This window comes from Pseudomaricurvus hydrocarbonicus, assembly GCF_011602365.1.
Taxonomy (GTDB): domain Bacteria; phylum Pseudomonadota; class Gammaproteobacteria; order Pseudomonadales; family Cellvibrionaceae; genus Pseudomaricurvus; species Pseudomaricurvus hydrocarbonicus.
The window spans coordinates 136,936-154,424 of the sequence record NZ_JAAONZ010000017.1 but is presented as its reverse complement, the minus strand read 5'-3'; the positions used below and the strand labels follow the sequence as shown (position 1 = coordinate 154,424).

Genomic DNA, 17,489 nt, shown 5'->3' with positions numbered 1-17,489 from the left:
GGCAAGAAGATTAGCATTCATAAGGCGGCGGTAAGTCGGTTGGGTTTGTTGTTTTGGCGAACTCAAAACTAACCGGTTTTACCGTCGTCTCCTACCTTTTCACGCCAATCCGCGATGAACCTTAAAAAAGCCGGCATTGCCGGCTTTTGGGTGTTTGCGGGGTCGCTTTGCGGTGCTTCAGCGAGTGCCGTAGACCACCATGGTTTTGCCTTTCACCGACACCAGGCCCTGATCTTCGAGGGTTTTCAGTACCCGCCCCACCATTTCCCGTGAGCAGCCGACAATACGACCGATTTCCTGGCGGGTAATCTTGATCTGCATGCCGTCCGGGTGGGTCATGGCATCCGGCTCTTTGCACAGGTCCAGCAGGGTGCGGGCCACGCGACCGGTCACATCCAGGAACGCCAGATCGCCGACTTTACGGGTGGTGTTGCGCAGACGCTTGGCCATTTGGGTGCCGAGTGAAAACAAAAACTCCGGGTGCTTGACGCTCAGATCGTGGAACTTGCTGTAACTGATTTCAGCCACTTCGCATTCGGTCTTGGCGCGCACCCAGGCGCTGCGCGAATCCTGCTCGTCAAACAGGCCCATTTCACCGAAAAAGTCGCCATCGTTGAGGTAGGCGACGATCATTTCACGACCCTCGTCGTCTTCAATGATGACGGTTACAGAGCCTTTGATGATGTAGTATAGCGAATCACTCTTGTCACCGGCGTAAATCAACGTGCTTTTGGCCGGATAGCGGCGACGATGGCAATGGCTTAGGAATTCGTCCACATTGCTGATATGGGGAGTTAATGAAACGGCAACCAATTCTATTTCCTCGTTGTCTTGCAATGGCGAATGAGGCAGAGTTTTCAGAGCCCCTGCAAGGCTGTTCTGTGTACCCTTTTTGTGTGACTAACCTTAACGGTTTGAAGCACAAGATACCATCACTGGTCGTGGCTTTTTACGCCTATATCTATAAAAGGGTCTCTATTTATTAGGACTGATTATGTCGATAATCGTCAACACTGGCCAGTGGTGCCTACGGCTCTTCACTGGCTTTGTGACCGGGTTATCTATCCTCGGGTGGCGGGGGTCAATAAATGATGAAAAATATGCCACTCTTCCGGGCGTGCGGATTGTGGTATTCTTGCGCCTCAAATCTGAGGTGCCGGCGAGTTTGACAACCGGTATTGAAGAGTTCCGGAGCCATTGGCGCAAAGGTTTCGCGCGTCACCGGGCCCGGATCTGAGTTTTTACGACCGTCGGCCTGTTCCCCAGGTTGAGGTCATCGATGTTAATGACAGTAACGGCAAGCAGTCGTTGTTTGAGGGCAAATTCATGCAGGCAACAGTTAAGTGGGTAGATGGCGCAATGTTTCTTGGCGAGTCGGGCAGTGGCCACTCGGTTGTGATGGATGGCCCCGAGGATCACGGTGGTCGAAACATGGGCGTGCGTCCCATGGAAATGTTGTTGCTGGGAATGGGCGGTTGCGCCACGTTTGATGTCATGAGCATTTTGCAAAAGACTCGCCAGAAGGTGCTGGATTGCCGGGTGGAGCTGGAAGCGGAGCGGGCCGACGGCGTGCCCTCGCCGTTCACCAAGATCAAAATGAACTTCATTGTCACCGGGGTGGCGCTGAAGGAAGCTCAGGTTAAGCGGGCTGTTGAGCTTTCCGCCACCAAATATTGCTCGGCCTCAATCATGATGGAAGCCGCGGGTGTTGAGGTGAGTCACGGCTACGAGATTGTAGAAGCCGCCCTCTAGGCTGGCGAATTCTTCTCTCCTTTGGGGGGCCTGTTCCGGGCCGCCCACCCCGGCCTCTTGCTGCTATCTAAAGCGTCTTTCGACTCACAAGCCTTTTAAGCAAACCTTCCCGTCAACAAACCCCTTCCAGCGAACCCCCTTCTTATTCGCCCCTTGCAGTGAATGTTCTCCCGCTGAGAGCTGACTGACGATCACCGCAGGTCGTTTTATCGCTCACATCGATGATTGTATGCTGCGGTGGGAGGAAAGAATTCAATTCTGGCTGGCTATATGTATTTTATTATAACAGTGTTGGGTTAAATTATTTTTAAGCTATGACGTCCTCTCCTAGAATCGGGGCATGTGCTTGGCGCTCTGCTCCTTGAGAGCGGGCAGGGTTGCATGCTTCGACGCAAAAGGTTGTGCGTAAAAAAGGTCACCAGAATTGGAGGTAACACGAGTGAGGATGAAGATGACGAAAAAGCAATGGGGACACCGGGCCCCACAGAGAGCCGGCAAGTTGGCGGCCGCCATAGGGTTTTTCATTGCGCTGAGCGCTTGTGCGGCCACGCATGAACCGCAGGCGTCTGACCCCGAAGGGCGCGGGCATGGCGCGGAGAGCATCAATATTCAGGATAAATGGGTGGCCAGGGCGGACAGCCTGAGCCCTGACCTGACGCCGCCGGACCCCAAGCCAGGAAGCTACGGCCTGAATCCCGCCACCGGTGCGTTTACTCACCCCGTTGCGACCCGCGACTCTCATGACCCCAAGCCATTTGACGGCATTCTCGATTACTGGGACACCCAGCAATACATCAAAAACATGACGGTTGAGGCCTATTACCCGATTACGGTAGAGCCCTTCCACACCTGGCAGAACATTGTCGACTTTGAGGGGCGCCGCTATCTCTATCAGTACGTCCGCCAGGATCTGAAAATCTTTGATATTACCCAGCCCAAAGACGTGGAGTTGTTGTTGACCCGCGGCCACACCTGGGGAGCCGACGGACCGGATGCGGTGGCGCAAAACCCCATGGCTGACGATGAAATGTTTGGCGCCGCGTCGATTCAGTGGAATGAAAAGCTGGGCAAGTACATCATGGTGCAGGCGTACGAAGTGCGCCGCTTTGGTCTGCTGAAAAACAAGCGCACCCAGCCCGATAAAGTGGAAGCCATTCGCAAGGCGCCGCACCTGAAAGGCTTTAAAGTCTATGAAATGAACGGTCCACTGCCCAAAGACTGGAAGCTGTTGGCCGAACGCACCACCGATTACCAGCACCCCGATGCCCCGATTGGGGAGCAGCAGGGCTCCGGTGTGCGCGATATCCCCGCCTATTTTGGCGGCGATACGATGTTTGTGGCGGCGGCACCGGACGCCAGCTACGCGCTGACGGAATACCCCAATGATCTGTATTCGGCGGGCTACCAATCCTGGGACATGTCGGATCCGTCCAACCCCAAATTCCTCGACCAATTGACCGTGCCGGGGCAGGTGGCCTTTGATGCGGACAGTGAGGCGGCGTTTAAAGCCAATCCGCGCGCGGGCAATCGCACTTCCTGGATGGGCGCGCGCATGTCGCTGTTTATCCCGACGCCGGTCGAGGACGGTGGCAAATACGGTTACGCCGCCATGGGCGGGTTGGGCTTTTATGTGGTGGATATCTCCGATCCGGCCGACATGAAGGTGGTCAGTCACCTGAATTTTGAACCCAGCGTCGCCGGGACCGAAGGGGATTTTATCGATGTTTCCCAGGTGGAGAAGACCGGCATTGTGTATTTCAGTGGCTACCCGCTGAACGAAGACTGCTGGGAACCGTACAAGGACGTTCACATGATTGATGTGAGCAATCCGCAGAAACCGTTTGAAATCGGCGTGTTGCCAAGGCCAAAACCGCCGGCGGATGCTGCGTTTAGCGATTTCTGCCAGCGCCGGGGTAGTTTTGGGCCCAAGCGTACCGGTTATTACACCCAGCCGGGAACGCCTCGTGATGGCATCCTGCCGTTCAACTTTTACAACGCCGGCCTGCAGGTGTTTGACGTCAGCGACACGAAAAACCCGGAAATCGTCGCGTATTTTGTGCCGCCATTTAACACCGAGCGGGTGGCCAGTTACGCTCGCGGTAATCTGTCTCACAGCGTCTACGTTGAGTACGATCGCAACCTGTTCTGGTTGTTCACCAATCACGGCTTCTACGCGCTGTCGAGCCCGGTTCTGGGTGAGCCCAACTTCGGTATGCCGGACAAGCCCTGGCCGCCGCGGGACTGATCGGCGACGCCCGTCTCGGGTGGGTAACCTTGATGGGTGCCGATCTTTCAGGCCCGCCTTCTTTGCTGGAGGCGGGTTTTTTCGTTGAGGGAAAATGATTGTGTGATGGTTTTTGTTGTCTCAGCTGCTCTGGGTATATGGCTTTTGTTATACCTTGTGCGAATATTATTATTTTCCTGCCTCCCGGCGCTGCCGTAACATCCCGGTAAAGTCAGACTGTAATGCCGTGTGTACCCGGCTCAATCAATGTGTGGAATATTTATGACTCAACTAACTCGACAAGACTGTGAACGCCTGGATCAGGACGATGCCCTGGCCGCGGTTCGCCAGGAGTTCGACCTGCCAGAGAACACCATTTACCTGAACGGAAATTCCCTGGGTGCGATGCCGAAAAAGGCGCTGGACCAGGCTCGTCAGACGGTAATCAATGAGTGGGGCCAGGATCTGATCAAAAGCTGGAACCTGCACGACTGGTTTTCTCTGCCACAGCGACTGGGGGATCAATTGGCCCCATTGATCGGAGCCGATGCGGGTGAAGTGGTGGTGACGGATTCCACCGGGATCAACTTGTTTAAAGTGTTGTCGGCCGCTCTGATGTCACAGCAGCAAGCGCACCCGCAGCGTAAAAAGATCGTGATGGAGGGGAGTAACTTTCCCACCGACAATTACACCGCCCAGGGGCTGATCAAACTGTTGGGCGATCAACACGAGATTGTGTTTGCTGAAGGCGAAGAGATTGTTGAAGTCATTGACGACAGCGTGGCGGTGGTGTGCCTGACCCAGGTGCATTACAAAACCGGCCGTATTCTCGACATGCAGGCCATCACCGAGAAGACCCATGCTTGCGGCGCCTTGTCGATCTGGGATTTGTGTCACAGTGCCGGTGCCATGCCGGTCGAGCTGAACGCATGTCGGGTGGATTTTGCGGTGGGCTGTACCTACAAATACCTCAACGGTGGTCCCGGCAGTCCGGCGTTTATTTTTACCGCCAAGCGTCATCAGGGCAAAGCCCTGCAGCCGCTCACCGGTTGGTGGGGGCATGCCGCGCCCTTTGCGTTTGAGCGTGACTACACGCCGGCCGACAACATCAGTCAGATGCTCAGTGGGACCCAGCCCATTGTCAGTCTGGCGATGACCGCCGTAGGGCTGGATATTTCAGTTCGCGCCGACATGCAGTTGGTGCGACAGAAATCTCAACAGCTGGGTGATCTGTTCATTCGCTTGTTGGCGGAGCGCTGCGGAGACTGTCAGTTCCGGGTCGTGAGCCCGTTGGACGCCGCACAGCGTGGCAGTCAGGTGGCCATTGCCCATGAACACGGTTACGCCATCATGCAGGCGATGATTGCCCGCGGAGTCATTGGCGATTTTCGCGCACCGGATATTTTGCGGGTGGGCTTCTCGGCCCTGTATGTCAGCTACACCGATGTCTATGATGCCGTCGACATTCTGCGCGACATCATGGACAACGATATCTGGCAGCAGCCGGAATACAACCGTCGTCATGCGGTGACGTAAGCGCGCCGGCGTTTTCATGCCGGGGGCATGTTCCAAGTGTCTGGACAAAACCATCTGCCGTCATCATGAGTTCAAAAAAGACGTCGCAGTGGCATCACCTCGAATAAAAACTGAAAGAGATTTCTATGCAACAAGCACACGAACAATGGTCTTCCCGGCTGGGCTTCATCATGGCGGCGGTTGGCTCCGCGGTGGGGCTGGCCAATATCTGGCGTTTTCCCTACGCCGCTGGCAGTAACGGCGGTGGGGCGTTTGTGTTTATTTATATTGCCGCCATTCTGTGCGTGGTGTTGCCGATCCTGATGGCTGAATTGCTGGTTGGACGCCGTGGGCAGTTAAGCCCGCCCAATGCCATTGCGGCCGTGGCACGGGAGGCCGGAAGTTCTGAACGCTGGCGCTGGATGGGGCTGGTGGGTGTGGTTGCGGCGGTGTTGATTTTCTCTTTTTACACCGTCGTCGGTGGCTGGACGCTGGCGTATGTTTTTAAGTCGGGGACGGGTGCATTGGCGAATGCGAATGCACAAGCCATCCAGGCAACGTTCGATGGACTCAACGCCAGTGCCAGTGAATTATTTTTATGGGCCAGTGGCTTTTTATTACTGACCGTATTCGTGTCGGCCCGCGGGGTCAAGGCGGGTATTGAAACCGCCGTGAAGGTGCTCATGCCACTGTTGTTCGTGATGTTGGTGGGCATGGTTGTGTACGCCGCCATTGTCGGAGACTTTTCCGCCGCCTGGACTTTTTTATTCACGCCGGACTTTTCTCGGGTCAATACCGATGTGGTGCTGGAAGCGATTGGACAGGCGTTTTTTTCCATCGGCGTCGGCATCACGAACCTGATGGCCTACGGCTCCTATCTGGATCGTCAAACCTCCATCCCGCGTTCTTCTTTAAGTATTATTGGTGCCGATACCTTGGTGGCGTTGCTGGCCGGTCTGGCCATCTTTCCCATTATTTTCGCCTATGGCATGAGCCCCAGCGGTGGTCCTGGATTGGTGTTCATGGCATTGCCCTATGCGTTTGGTCAGATGCCCGGTGGCGGCTTCGTTGGAGCCTTGTTCTTTCTGCTGCTGTTTTTTGCCGCACTGACGTCTGCTATTTCGATGATGGAATGTTCCGTGGCCTGGCTGCGGGAGAAGCTGGGGACCTCACGGCGCAATGCGGCGCTGATCTCTGGCGGTATGAGCTGGCTGCTGGGCTTGTTGTCGGTGCTGTCGTTCAATGTGCTGTCGGATGTCCATCCGCTGGGGATGTTGTCCCTGTTTGAAGGCAAAACTTTCTTTGATGTGTTTGACTATTTGACGTCTACGCTGGTGATGCCCCTGTGCAGTATTTTTGTGGCGATATTTGTCGGCTGGGTGTTGCCGCGCAGCATCACCGCGTCGGAATTGGACGGTGAGACACTCAGTTATAAAGTCTGGCGAAGCCTGGTGCGTTATGTGGCGCCGGTGGGGTTGGCGGCGGTATTTTTGTCGCTGGTTTCTGCTTGACGGTGAGGGTGTGTTTGCCAATCTCCAGCTGTCGTGGCTGGGGATTTTTTGCGTTTTGGGTGACGGTTTTTGCTATATGAATTTGCGATAGCAGAGGCTCAAAATTCTATTTTTCCTGTATGTCAGGCTGCCGTAAGGTGGACTTAACAGTAGTTTACTTCTGTTCACACTAAAGCAGTTTCTATGAGCGCCGATCCGGTTGCGAGGCGGTGGTTGTAGAGCCAGATAATAAAGCCCTACTGAGTGGGGAGGAGACAATAATGAGCGTAAAATTTTCATGGCGCATGCAGCCATTAACTTTGGGTGTTGCTCTGGCAATTACGGGGGTACAGGCTCCTGTATGGGCACAGTCGAGCGGTTATGCCATTGAAGAAGTGGTGGTGACTGCGCGCAAACGGGAAGAATCTTTACAAGACATTCCCATGGCGGTGTCGGCCATGGGGGCCGAAAGTATGCGCCAAAAAGGCATTCAAAGTATTGATGATATGGGCGGTCGGGTGCCGGGCTTCCAGATCAATATGTTCAGTGCGTCGGAGCCGGATATCTTTATGCGCGGTATTGGCACCGACATTGAAAGCGCCGGTGCTGCCGGAGCGATCGGCGTGTTTGTCGACGAGGTTTACATGTCTCGTGGGGCCGGGGCCACTTCCGATCTGTTCGACCTGGATCGTGTCGAAATCTTGCGCGGGCCGCAGGGCACACTGTATGGGAAAAACGTGGTCGGTGGTGCGATCAGTTATGTGACCGCCAAGCCCGACCAGGATTTTGAGGCCATGGTGGAAGGTACGCTGGGGGATTACAACCAGCGAGAAGTGCGCGGTTATGTCAATGGCGCCCTCACCGATACCGTGGCCGCCCGGGTGTCGGCGAGCAAGCGTTTGCGCGATGGCTATGCCGAGAATACGTTCACCGGGAACGACATGGAAGATCTGGATAACGAATCCTTTCGTGCGCAAATCGCCTGGCAGCCAACCGACGCTCTTTATGTGTTGTTGGGTGTGGACCAGTTTAAAAGTGATTCTACCGCTCGCTGGCGGGATATGAGTATCGTGTCTGACTGGAATGCGCCCTATAAAAACCCGGATCCGCGCAAAGGCCCCAACAATGTGGATGGCGTCGAGCAGGCGGATGCCAAAGGTGTGACTTTGCGAGTGGAGTGGGATCTGGATGCGGTGACCTTCACCTCGTTGAGCGCCTACCGTGAAAATGAGTCAGAGTTTTTAGAGAACTCCGCCGGGACGTTTTACGACTTCGGTAACAGTGAATTTGAAAACCCGGACGATCTGTACATCCAAAACAAGAACGAAGAGAGCGAGCAGTTTTCGCAGGAGTTTCGTTTGTCGGCCAGTGGCGATAATCTGAGCTGGGTGGTGGGTGCCTACTATCTGCACGAAAACGTCAGCCGACGTGAAAATGCCGATTATATTTTCTATTTTCCGGACTGGTACTTCGTGTTTGAGGGGCAGGATTTTAATTCGACCCACAGCACCACCGACAGTACCGCCGTGTTTGGACAGGCAACCTATGATTTCAATGACCGCTGGAGCTTGACCGCGGGTTTGCGCTGGAGTCGCGATGACAAAGAGTTCACTGCGTCTCACTGGGGAACGCCCCTCAACGGTGAACCGTTCCAGGACCCCTGGCAAAATCCAGGCACCGAACAAACGAACCAGGCCAGTGCTGACGACAACTTCGGAGCCGTCACCAAAATGGTCACCTTGAACTTCCGTCCGGCGGAAGATGTGCTGGTGTATGCCAGTTACGCCGAGGGCTATAAAAGCGGCGGCTGGAATGGCGAGGCGTCCTTGTCCCCGGCCGATGTGCAAGACGGGTTTGATGAAGAATTTGCCGATAACTTTGAGTTGGGCTTGAAGTCACAGTGGCTGGAGCGTCGTTTGCAGTTGAATGTCGCGGCCTTTATGGCATTTTACGACGACCAGCAAATTCAGCAACTGGTGCGTCAGGGGTCTGCTCCGCCAAGCTATCAGATTGCCAATGCGGACGCTGAAGCTTCTGGACTGGAAGTGGAGTTTGTATACCTGCCGATGGCGGGGTTAACCCTGTCCGGCAGTTACGGCTACCTGGATTCCGAGTTTGTCTCTGATCTGGACATCGACGGTGAAAACCTCAATGGCAACCGCACCCAGCGTTCGCCGGAAAACACCTACAACCTTTCGGCGGTGTATGAGTGGGACGTGTTGGACCTGGGATCTGCCAATGTTCGTCTGGATTATCGCTGGCAGGATGAGTTCTTCTTTGACAACGACAACAACCCGTTAACCCGGGTGGATGACCAGTATTCGCTGGATGCGAGCGTGGGTTTTTTCAGTGCTGACGGTGATTGGGAGTTGAAAGTGTGGGGCAAGAACATCACGGATGAATTGAATGTGGCTTCAGTCTCTGAAATTTTTGGTACCGTGTTTGCCGGCTATCAGGCGCCACGTACCTGGGGGGTGACCGGCAGCTGGCATTTTTAAACGGCTCTGTAGCACTCGAGTTATTGAACTGCCGAAAAGCACCGCCCAGCGGTGCTTTTTTTTTAAAACAAGAAAGAGTTTTAACGGTAGTTGGGGGTTACATGCTGTTGGCCACATCGCGCAATTTTTCCAACAGGTAGTTGGCGGCCGGTGACAGTTCGCGACCTTCACGCAGACTGACACCGATGGGGCCGGGCTGAATGCCGAGGTCCACGGGTAATTGAATGAGGTCACCAGAGCGCTCATAGGCGAGCACCACCTGGGCGGGCAGGGCGGCCACCATGTCGGTCTCCTCCAGCAGCGTCCGATTGGCCAGTATGGAGACCGATTCCACGGCCCGTGCCGGTGATTCCAGTCCCGCTGCGGTCAAGGCGGCATTAATTTCCTGGCGCAGGTTAGTGGTTTGCGGTGGCAAAATCCATTCGTAATCCATCAGTTCGGTGAGGGGAAAATGGGCTTTGCCGGCCAGCGGATGATTTTTGCGGGCCACCAGCACGACGGGTTCGTAATACAGAACTTCACTGGCGATGCCTTCGTTCTGCAGCGCTTTGGGCAGTCGCCCTACGACCATATCGATGTCACCGATGCGCAAACCACCCAGTAAGGTATCAATGGTGCCCTCCACCAAATTGATGGACACGTTCGGCCGCTCGTTTTTCAGTTTGGCAATGGCACTGGGCAGCAGCGTGGCGCTGGCCGCCAGCAGCGTACCGACAGTCACGCGGCCGGCCAGCCCCCCTTTTAGCGACGCCAGCTCTTCGCTGGCGTGTTTCACCTGCGACAAAATCAGCTTGGCGTGTTTGATGACGATGTCACCGTAAAGCGTGGGCGTCACGCCACGGGACGAGCGCTCAAACAGTTCGACTTCCAGATCGTTTTCCAGATCGCGAATGGTTTTGGTGGCGGCGGGTTGCGCCATGTTGAGTATTTGCGCGGCTTTGAAAATGTTGCGCTGTTCGTTCACGGTGACCAGCAGTTTGAGGTGTTTGAATTTAAGCCGGGCAATGAGGGTGCGTTCAAATTTGTCGGGGGTCATGGTCGCTTCCGCTGTTTGAATCGAGCCGCTTGAAAATACCACATCCCAGGGTGAGGCGTCATGGTAAATTGCATATCAGTCTTCCTTGCTATCATTGAATTGTTATAGCTTGCGGAGGATTCATTATTTCTACCCGCCGCGGGCATCTCCTACTCTCTGGTCTTTTGTGCTTGGGGAGGAAGGTCAATGGCAGCGGGGTTAGCGGCTAGAGTTGCGATGCTGATGATGTGTTTTCCGGCTGACCGCGCACTGGCGGCCAGTGACCTGGAGCCGCCGCGCCAGGATCGCCAGCCACAGACCCAGCGGCAGTCACTGCAACCAATACCGGTGGAGCCCGGGTCTGTGAAGCAAGAGTCTGTAGAGCAGGCGTTGGCCGGGGTTGCGGTTGAGTCGCCGCCGGGGGGGATCAGTAATGCGGTCCCCCTTGCGGCCCATCCCTCGGCCAACCCGAGCCTCAATGCGGCTGCGCTTCCTTTCAACACGCCCTGGGATGCGCCGCACCTGTTGAACGCTTCCTGGAGCTGGGGCGGTGAGCACGTGAGTCTGATCGGCACCCGGCCGGCGTCGGCGGGGCAGGCCGGGGAACAGTGGCTGGGGCAGGAGTTGAAATTGGCCGTGGCCGCCAAACCGTTTGCTCGGGTCAGCGGCCTGGTCTCGCTCAAATGGCAGAAACTGTACGTGGTGGACCGGCCGGATCGCGCCTCGCAATTAGGTTTCGAGAGCGCCTATCTGTCCTGGCTCGATGCCGGCGGTGAGCCCCGCTTGTCACTGGGCCGCTATTACTACGAGGACTCGCGGGGGTTTTTGTTTCATCAGAGTGTGGACGGGCTGCACGCTGAACATCGGTGGTCATCCGCCCACGGGGATTGGCAGGCGCGGGCCTTCGCCGGACGTCAGGGCGTCTGGAAAGAAAATTTACTGGCGCAGGGCGACGATGACACCAGCTACGGTTTTGTGGAACTTCAGCTCCGCCATGACGCCCGCCAGGCCAGCGCCTATGTCTTGGCCCGCGAAAGTCACACTGCCGACAATGACAGCCCGGTGCTCTTGGGGGTGCGCAGTTCCGGGCGTCTGTCATCTTCCTGGGATCACTGGCTGGAATTGATGTTGGCTCGCGGGGAATCGGGGTCGCAATCGCTGCGCGGGTACGGGATTGATGTGGGAGGGATCTGGCGCTGGTCGCCGGCGATCAGTGCCATCGCCGGTTATGCCTACGCCAGTGGTCATGATCGCGACAGTGACGACGGTGTGAATCGTCGCTTTCGTCAAACCGGACTGCAGTTGAACAATGGCTGGATTGGCGAGGGCGGCACAAAACTCAAGTATTACGGGGAGCTGACCAAGCCGGAGCTGAGCAACATCGGACTGTCGACGCTGGGGCTGCGGTTCACTCCCGCCGAGGGGGTGTCACTGGAAGTGCTGTATCACCGTTACCGGCAGGCGCAGGCCGACACCCGCTTTTATGGCTACGGTCTCAAGGGTGCCCCCAACGGCCTTGACCGGGCGCTGGGGGAAGAGCTGGATCTGGTGTTCAGTTACCGGCGCATTCGCGGTTTAAAGCTGGAGCTCAATCTGGCGCAATTCTGGCCTGGCGAGGCTTTTGGGGCGCAGGCCAGACCCTTGTCGCTGATTTATCTTGAGACCCGCTGGCGATTTTAGGGGTTGCGCATAGCTATATTAAAAACAATATAGCTGATCCATAAATGGTTATTTTTCCATTATGCTTGGCTGGCGTACAGTGCCCCTCAGAACCAACATGATGTCACCCTGAGGTTCCTGCAGCCTTGCAGCGAACCCAGTGGCGTCATTCGCTTTTAACGGGAACAGGTAGAAGCCGATGTACGAGAAAGTCCCTCACGCAGGTGGTGTCCTCAGGAATTATGTGGCGGGTGAGTTTGTGGCCAGCAACAGGCTGTTTGCGAACATCAATCCGGTGGATGGTTCAGAAATTAATCGGGTGGCGGAAGCGGATGCCGCCACCGTGGATGCCGCCGTTAAGGCGGCTCGACGGGCATTGCACGGTGACTGGGGGCAGATGGCCCCGGCGGTCCGCTGTCAATTGCTGCATCGGGTGGCCGACGGGATTGAGGCGCGTTTTGAGGAATTTGTCGCCGCGGAAATGGCGGATACCGGTAAGTCGTTTCATCAGGCGCGCAGCATCGACATTCCGCGCGGTGCGGCCAACTTTCGAATTTTTGCGGATATGATCAAGTCGCAATCCAGTGAATGTTTTCAAACCCCCACCGACGATGGCCGCGGTGCGCTGAACTATGCGGTCAATAAACCGCTGGGGGTGGTGGCCGTCATTGCCCCCTGGAACCTGCCGCTGTTGTTGCTGACCTGGAAACTGGCGCCGGCACTGGCCGCGGGTAACACCGTGATCGCCAAGCCTTCAGAGGAAACGCCGGCCACGGCCACGCTGTTGGCCGAAGTGATGCATGCGGCGGGAGTGCCGGCAGGCGTGTTCAATCTGGTGCACGGTTTTGGACCGAACTCCGCCGGCGAGTTCTTAACCACGCATCCGGGGGTGGACGCGGTGACCTTTACCGGTGAGTCCAAGACCGGTTCGGCGATCATGCGCGCAGCCGCCGATGGTGTGAAAGCCTTGTCGTTTGAGCTGGGCGGTAAAAACGCCGGCATCATTTTTGATGACTGTGATTTTGACGAAGCGGTAAACGGTACGGCGCGCTCGGTGTTTACCAATGGCGGCCAGGTGTGTCTGTGTACCGAGCGACTCTATGTGCAGCGCCCCATCTTTGACAAGTTTGTCGCGGCCTTAAAGGCCAAGGCGCAAGCCATCAACATCGGTTGGCCACTGGATGAAAATACCGACATGGGTCCGCTGATTTCTCACAAACACCGCGACAAGGTCGTTTCCTATTTTGCATCGGCCAAAGCGGAGGGCGCGACCGTGGTCACCGGCGGCGGGGTGCCGGTGTTCGGTGACGCTCGCGATAACGGTGCGTTTGTTGAGCCCACCATTTTTACCGGTTTGCCAGAGCACGCGCGCATCGTTAAAGAAGAAGTGTTCGGGCCCGTCTGTCATATCACGCCTTTTGATACCGAAGCGCAAGCAGTCGCCATGGCCAACGACAGTCACTACGGTTTGGCGGCGACGGTGTGGACGACGAACTTGCCGCGAGCTCACCGCGTGGCCCAGCAGCTGGAGGTGGGTATTGCCTGGGTCAATACCTGGTACCTGCGCGATCTGCGCACACCGTTTGGCGGTGTGAAGTTATCCGGTGTTGGTCGCGAAGGTGGCGTGCACTCGCTGAATTTTTATTCAGAGCCGACCAACATTTGCATCAAGCTGTAGTCGTTAATATTCAGGTTATTCATTATGACAAACGAAATTATTCTAGAGGCGGCAGAACGGATTCGCCAGGCTCATACCCGTGGCCGGCCCTGTGAGCCAGTGCGCGACATCTTACCTGCGATGTGCCTGCAAACGGCTTACGCCGTTCAGCGGGTCAATACGCAACACTGGGTCGAACAGGGGCGCCGCGTGGTGGGTTGTAAAGCGGGGCTGACGTCCACCAGCGTGCAAACCCAGCTGGGCGTGAACCAGCCGGACTTTGGGGTGTTGTTTGCGGACATGTTTGTGAGCGACGGCGCCGACGTGGCGATCCATGAGGTGATGCAGCCGAAAGTGGAAGCCGAAGTCGCACTGGTGCTGGAGCGCGATTTGGATATGTCTCAGCCAACCGTCGCGGACGTGATCCGCGCCACCGCTTATCTACTGCCAGCCATCGAAATTGTCGGCAGTCGTATTCACAAATGGGACATCAACATCGTTGATACCATTGCCGACAATGCCTCATCCGGTTTGTACGTGTTGGGCAGCTCGCCGAAAAAACTGACGGAGGTGGACTTGCGTTTGTGTGGCATGGTGATGGAGCGTCGCGGTGAACAGATTTCGGTGGGTGCAGGTCAGGCGTGTCTGGGTAACCCGTTGAATGCGGCGGTGTGGCTGGCGCGAACTTTTGTCGAACAGGGCACGCCACTGAAAGCGGGCGACACTATTCTGACCGGCGCACTGGGGCCCATGGTGCAGGTGGCGCCGGGGGATCGTGTCGAGGCGCGAATTTCCGGCCTGGGGTCGGTGCGGGTCGGTTTTGCGGCGGAGGCGTACTGATGTCAGCACAGCAAAAAATGCCAGTGGAAAAAATCAAAGTGGCCATCATTGGCTCGGGCAATATTGGCACCGACCTGATGATGAAAATCTTGCGCACGTCCACAGTGTTAGAGATAGCGGTGATGGTGGGCATTGATCCGGCATCGGACGGTCTGGCCCGGGCGCAGCGCCTGGGGGTCGCCACCACCCATCATGGTCTGCGTGGCTTGCTGTCGATGGCTGAATTTACGGACATCAAAATTGTGTTTGATGCCACTTCAGCCAGTGCCCATCAACACCACAACAACGAATTGCAACAACACGGCAAAGTGGTCGTCGATCTGACTCCGGCAGCAATTGGTCCCTATACGGTGCCGGTGGTGAATGTGGAGGAACACCTGGAGCAGGGCAATGTGAATATGGTTACCTGCGGAGGCCAGGCGACCATTCCGATGGTAGCCGCCGTCAGTCGGGTGGCCAAGGTGCACTACGCCGAAATCATTGCCTCAGTCGCATCGCGCTCTGCCGGACCGGGCACTCGTGCCAACATTGATGAGTTCACCCAGACCACGGCCCGGGCCATTGAGCAGGTGGGCGGCGCTGCGCGGGGCAAGGCGATCATTATTCTAAACCCGGCCGAGCCGCCCATGATCATGCGCGATACGGTGCTGGTGTTGAGCGAGTCCGTCGCCGAGGAAAAAATTCAGGCGTCGGTGGAGCGGATGGCGAAAGACGTTCAAAGCTATGTGCCGGGTTATCGGTTAAAGCAAAAAGTTCAGTTCGAACACTTTTCGCCGGAGACACCGTTACACATCCCGGGTTACGGAAATTTTTCCGGACTGAAATCTTCCATTTTTCTGGAGGTTGAAGGCGCTGCACACTACCTGCCGGCCTACGCAGGCAATCTCGACATAATGACCTCGGCCGCGCTCGGTACGGCTGAGCGCATTGCGCTGAAAAAGTTTCAACGGCTGACGGCTTGAGGAAAAAATGATGAACGAATTGAAACCACTTTACATTCAGGACGTCACCTTGCGCGACGGTATGCACGCTATCCGTCACCAGTACAGTCTTGATCAGGTACAGGCCATTGCACGAGCGCTGGAAGCGGCGGGGGTCGATGCCTTGGAAGTGGCACACGGTGATGGTTTGGGCGGTTCCAGTTTTAATTATGGCTTTGGCGCACACACGGATAAAGCGTGGATCGAAGCGGTGGCGGATGTCCTTGATAGCACGGTGTTAACCACGCTGATCCTGCCGGGCATTGCCGTCAAAGAAGATTTGCAATGGGCTTACGCTGCGGGTGTGCGCTCGGTGCGGGTAGCCACCCATTGCACCGAAGGGGATATTTCCCGTCAACACATTGAGTACGCTCGTGAGTTGGGGATGGACACCGTTGGCTTTCTGATGATGTCACACATGAACAGTCCGCAAGGGCTGGCTGAGCAAGCCCTGCTGATGGAGTCTTACGGTGCCCAGTGTGTGTATGTGGTGGACTCCGGCGGGGCCATGAATATGAACGATGTCGCTGCACGGGTGTCCGCGCTGCGGCACTCGTTAAAACCGGAAACCGAAATTGGCATTCACGCCCATCACAATTTATCGCTGGGTGTGGCCAACTCCCTGATCGCAGCCGAGCATGGCGCACGTCGTATTGATGCCTCGCTGGCGGGGATGGGCGCCGGGGCTGGCAATGCCCCGCTGGAAGTCTTTATCGCTGCCGCTGATCGCATGGGCCTTAAACACGGCAGTGACTTGTACACGTTGATGGATGCGGCGGATGATCTGGTGCGGCCACTGCAGGATCGTCCGGTGCAGGTCGATCGCGAAACCTTGTCGCTGGGTTATGCCGGAGTCTATTCCAGTTTTTTGCGTCACGCGGAAACCGCGGCCGCGACTTATGGCCTGGACACGCGTGAGATTTTGGTGGAGCTGGGGGCGCGGGCGATGGTGGGGGGACAGGAAGATATGATTGTGGATGTGGCTCTGGACCTGCTGCAGAAAAAACAACAACCGGTGGACACCCTGTCCGCCGCAAGCAACACGTCGGAGGTATCAAGGTGAACTTATCCAGTCAGCAGTTAACCGCGCTAGCGGTGATGGTCGACACCGCCGCCCATCGGGCCAGTGCCATTGAGCAGTTGTCGGCCCAGGGGTTTGACCTGTCGGTGGCACAGGCCTATGAGGTGCAAGCGCTGTCGCTGGCCCGGCGTTATGAGCGTGGTGAACAAACTCTGGGAATAAAGATGGGATTTACCAGCCGTGCGAAGATGATTCAAATGGGCGTCGATGACATGATCTGGGGACCACTCACCAGCGGCATGGCCATTGAAGACGGCGGTGAGCTGGACCTGTCCCGTTTCATTCACCCGCGAGTGGAGCCGGAAATTGCCTTTCTGTTGAACAAGCCGTTGAGCGGTGTGATTAATCTGGCGCAAGCCATGAGCGCGGTAGAGGCGGTGGCTCCGGCGCTCGAAGTGATTGACTCACGCTACAACAATTTTAAGTTTTCCCTGCAGGATGTGATTGCCGATAACTGTTCCTCGTCGGCTTTTACCATCGGCGCCTGGCAGCAAGCCAGTGTTGATATTGCCAATCTGGGCATGGTGCTGGAATTTGATGGGGTGCCGGTGCAGATAGGTTCCAGTGCCGCCATTCTGGGCAATCCCTACCGCTCTCTGGTAGCGGCAGCGCGTATGGCGGGTGAGGCTGGCGCTGTCTTGCCGGAAGGCAGTGTGGTGCTGGCAGGCGCGGCGACGGCGGCAGAAGCCCTTCGGCCGGGCGTGCATGTTCGAGTCAACACCGAAAAGTTGGGTGTGGCTGAGTTTGCCGTCAGTGAATTGATACACCCATAAAATGG

Annotated in this window: 13 protein-coding genes; 11 read left to right on the top strand and 2 right to left on the bottom strand. The window is 56.4% G+C overall.

All coding sequences use genetic code 11. The features are described 5' to 3' along the window. Positions 1-177: 177 nt before the first annotated feature. Positions 178-813 (bottom strand): cAMP-activated global transcriptional regulator CRP, encoded by a 636-nt coding sequence (gene crp, locus G8770_RS18580; RefSeq protein ID WP_167190449.1) that lies wholly within the window; start codon positions 811-813, stop codon positions 178-180. A 513-nt stretch (positions 814-1,326) separates the two neighbouring features. On the opposite strand from crp, the gene G8770_RS18575 reads away from it, so the two are divergent. The 5 genes from G8770_RS18575 to G8770_RS18555 all read left to right on the top strand — a co-directional run bounded on the left by G8770_RS18575 (position 1,327) and on the right by G8770_RS18555 (position 9,479). After that, positions 1,327-1,752 carry an OsmC family protein gene (locus tag G8770_RS18575; protein WP_167190476.1) on the top strand — a complete coding sequence of 142 codons (426 nt, stop codon included), beginning with the start codon at positions 1,327-1,329 and terminating at the stop codon, positions 1,750-1,752. A gap of 451 nt (positions 1,753-2,203) precedes the next feature. Then, complete coding sequence (locus tag G8770_RS18570) at positions 2,204-3,997, top strand: LVIVD repeat-containing protein (RefSeq protein ID WP_167190446.1); 1,794 nt, start codon at positions 2,204-2,206, stop codon at positions 3,995-3,997. A 261-nt stretch (positions 3,998-4,258) separates the two neighbouring features. Further along, positions 4,259-5,512, top strand: a complete 1,254-nt coding sequence (gene kynU, locus G8770_RS18565; RefSeq protein ID WP_167190443.1) for a kynureninase — start codon at positions 4,259-4,261, stop codon at positions 5,510-5,512. A gap of 125 nt (positions 5,513-5,637) precedes the next feature. Continuing rightward, positions 5,638-7,002, top strand: a complete 1,365-nt coding sequence (locus tag G8770_RS18560) for a sodium-dependent transporter (RefSeq protein WP_167190440.1) — start codon at positions 5,638-5,640, stop codon at positions 7,000-7,002. A 260-nt stretch (positions 7,003-7,262) separates the two neighbouring features. Then, positions 7,263-9,479 carry a TonB-dependent receptor gene (locus G8770_RS18555; RefSeq protein WP_167190437.1) on the top strand — a complete coding sequence of 739 codons (2,217 nt, stop codon included), beginning with the start codon at positions 7,263-7,265 and terminating at the stop codon, positions 9,477-9,479. A 97-nt stretch (positions 9,480-9,576) separates the two neighbouring features. Here G8770_RS18555 and G8770_RS18550 read toward each other — a convergent pair whose 3' ends face one another. Further along, positions 9,577-10,515 carry a LysR substrate-binding domain-containing protein gene (locus G8770_RS18550; RefSeq protein WP_167190434.1) on the bottom strand — a complete coding sequence of 313 codons (939 nt, stop codon included), beginning with the start codon at positions 10,513-10,515 and terminating at the stop codon, positions 9,577-9,579. A gap of 186 nt (positions 10,516-10,701) precedes the next feature. On the opposite strand from G8770_RS18550, the gene G8770_RS18545 reads away from it, so the two are divergent. The 6 genes from G8770_RS18545 to G8770_RS18520 all read left to right on the top strand — a co-directional run bounded on the left by G8770_RS18545 (position 10,702) and on the right by G8770_RS18520 (position 17,484). Beyond that, positions 10,702-12,174: an alginate export family protein gene (locus G8770_RS18545; protein ID WP_167190431.1), complete on the top strand. Its 1,473-nt coding sequence runs from the start codon at positions 10,702-10,704 to the stop codon at positions 12,172-12,174. Positions 12,175-12,352: 178 nt separating this feature from the next. Continuing rightward, positions 12,353-13,831, top strand: coding sequence for a 2-hydroxymuconic semialdehyde dehydrogenase (locus tag G8770_RS18540; RefSeq protein WP_167190428.1), 1,479 nt, complete (start codon positions 12,353-12,355; stop codon positions 13,829-13,831). Positions 13,832-13,855: 24 nt separating this feature from the next. Continuing rightward, the gene (gene mhpD, locus G8770_RS18535; protein ID WP_167190425.1) at positions 13,856-14,650 is read left to right on the top strand and encodes a 2-keto-4-pentenoate hydratase; all 795 of its coding nucleotides are present in this window, start codon (positions 13,856-13,858) and stop codon (positions 14,648-14,650) included. Further along, positions 14,650-15,612 (top strand): acetaldehyde dehydrogenase (acetylating), encoded by a 963-nt coding sequence (locus G8770_RS18530; RefSeq protein ID WP_279537182.1) that lies wholly within the window; start codon positions 14,650-14,652, stop codon positions 15,610-15,612. The genes mhpD and G8770_RS18530 overlap by 1 nt, the downstream gene beginning before the upstream one ends. A 10-nt stretch (positions 15,613-15,622) precedes the next feature. Further along, on the top strand, positions 15,623-16,693 hold the full coding sequence (dmpG, locus tag G8770_RS18525; protein WP_167190422.1) for a 4-hydroxy-2-oxovalerate aldolase: 1,071 nt from the start codon (positions 15,623-15,625) through the stop codon (positions 16,691-16,693). Next, positions 16,690-17,484, top strand: coding sequence for a fumarylacetoacetate hydrolase family protein (locus G8770_RS18520; protein ID WP_208022361.1), 795 nt, complete (start codon positions 16,690-16,692; stop codon positions 17,482-17,484). Before dmpG ends, G8770_RS18520 begins: the two co-directional genes overlap by 4 nt. The last annotated feature ends 5 nt before the right edge of the window (positions 17,485-17,489 follow it).

Excerpts from the sequence above, each read along its gene's own strand:
- G8770_RS18575 (WP_167190476.1), top strand. The coding sequence starts at position 1,327 with ATGCAGGCAACAGTTAAGTGGGTAGATGGCGCAATGTTTCTTGGCGAG.
- G8770_RS18570 (WP_167190446.1), top strand. The coding sequence starts at position 2,204 with ATGACGAAAAAGCAATGGGGACACCGGGCCCCACAGAGAGCCGGCAAG.
- kynU (WP_167190443.1), top strand. The coding sequence starts at position 4,259 with ATGACTCAACTAACTCGACAAGACTGTGAACGCCTGGATCAGGACGAT.
- G8770_RS18560 (WP_167190440.1), top strand. The coding sequence starts at position 5,638 with ATGCAACAAGCACACGAACAATGGTCTTCCCGGCTGGGCTTCATCATG.
- G8770_RS18555 (WP_167190437.1), top strand. The coding sequence starts at position 7,263 with ATGAGCGTAAAATTTTCATGGCGCATGCAGCCATTAACTTTGGGTGTT.
- G8770_RS18550 (WP_167190434.1), bottom strand. The coding sequence starts at position 10,515 with ATGACCCCCGACAAATTTGAACGCACCCTCATTGCCCGGCTTAAATTC.
- G8770_RS18545 (WP_167190431.1), top strand. The coding sequence starts at position 10,702 with ATGGCAGCGGGGTTAGCGGCTAGAGTTGCGATGCTGATGATGTGTTTT.
- G8770_RS18540 (WP_167190428.1), top strand. The coding sequence starts at position 12,353 with ATGTACGAGAAAGTCCCTCACGCAGGTGGTGTCCTCAGGAATTATGTG.
- mhpD (WP_167190425.1), top strand. The coding sequence starts at position 13,856 with ATGACAAACGAAATTATTCTAGAGGCGGCAGAACGGATTCGCCAGGCT.
- G8770_RS18530 (WP_279537182.1), top strand. The coding sequence starts at position 14,650 with ATGTCAGCACAGCAAAAAATGCCAGTGGAAAAAATCAAAGTGGCCATC.
- dmpG (WP_167190422.1), top strand. The coding sequence starts at position 15,623 with ATGAACGAATTGAAACCACTTTACATTCAGGACGTCACCTTGCGCGAC.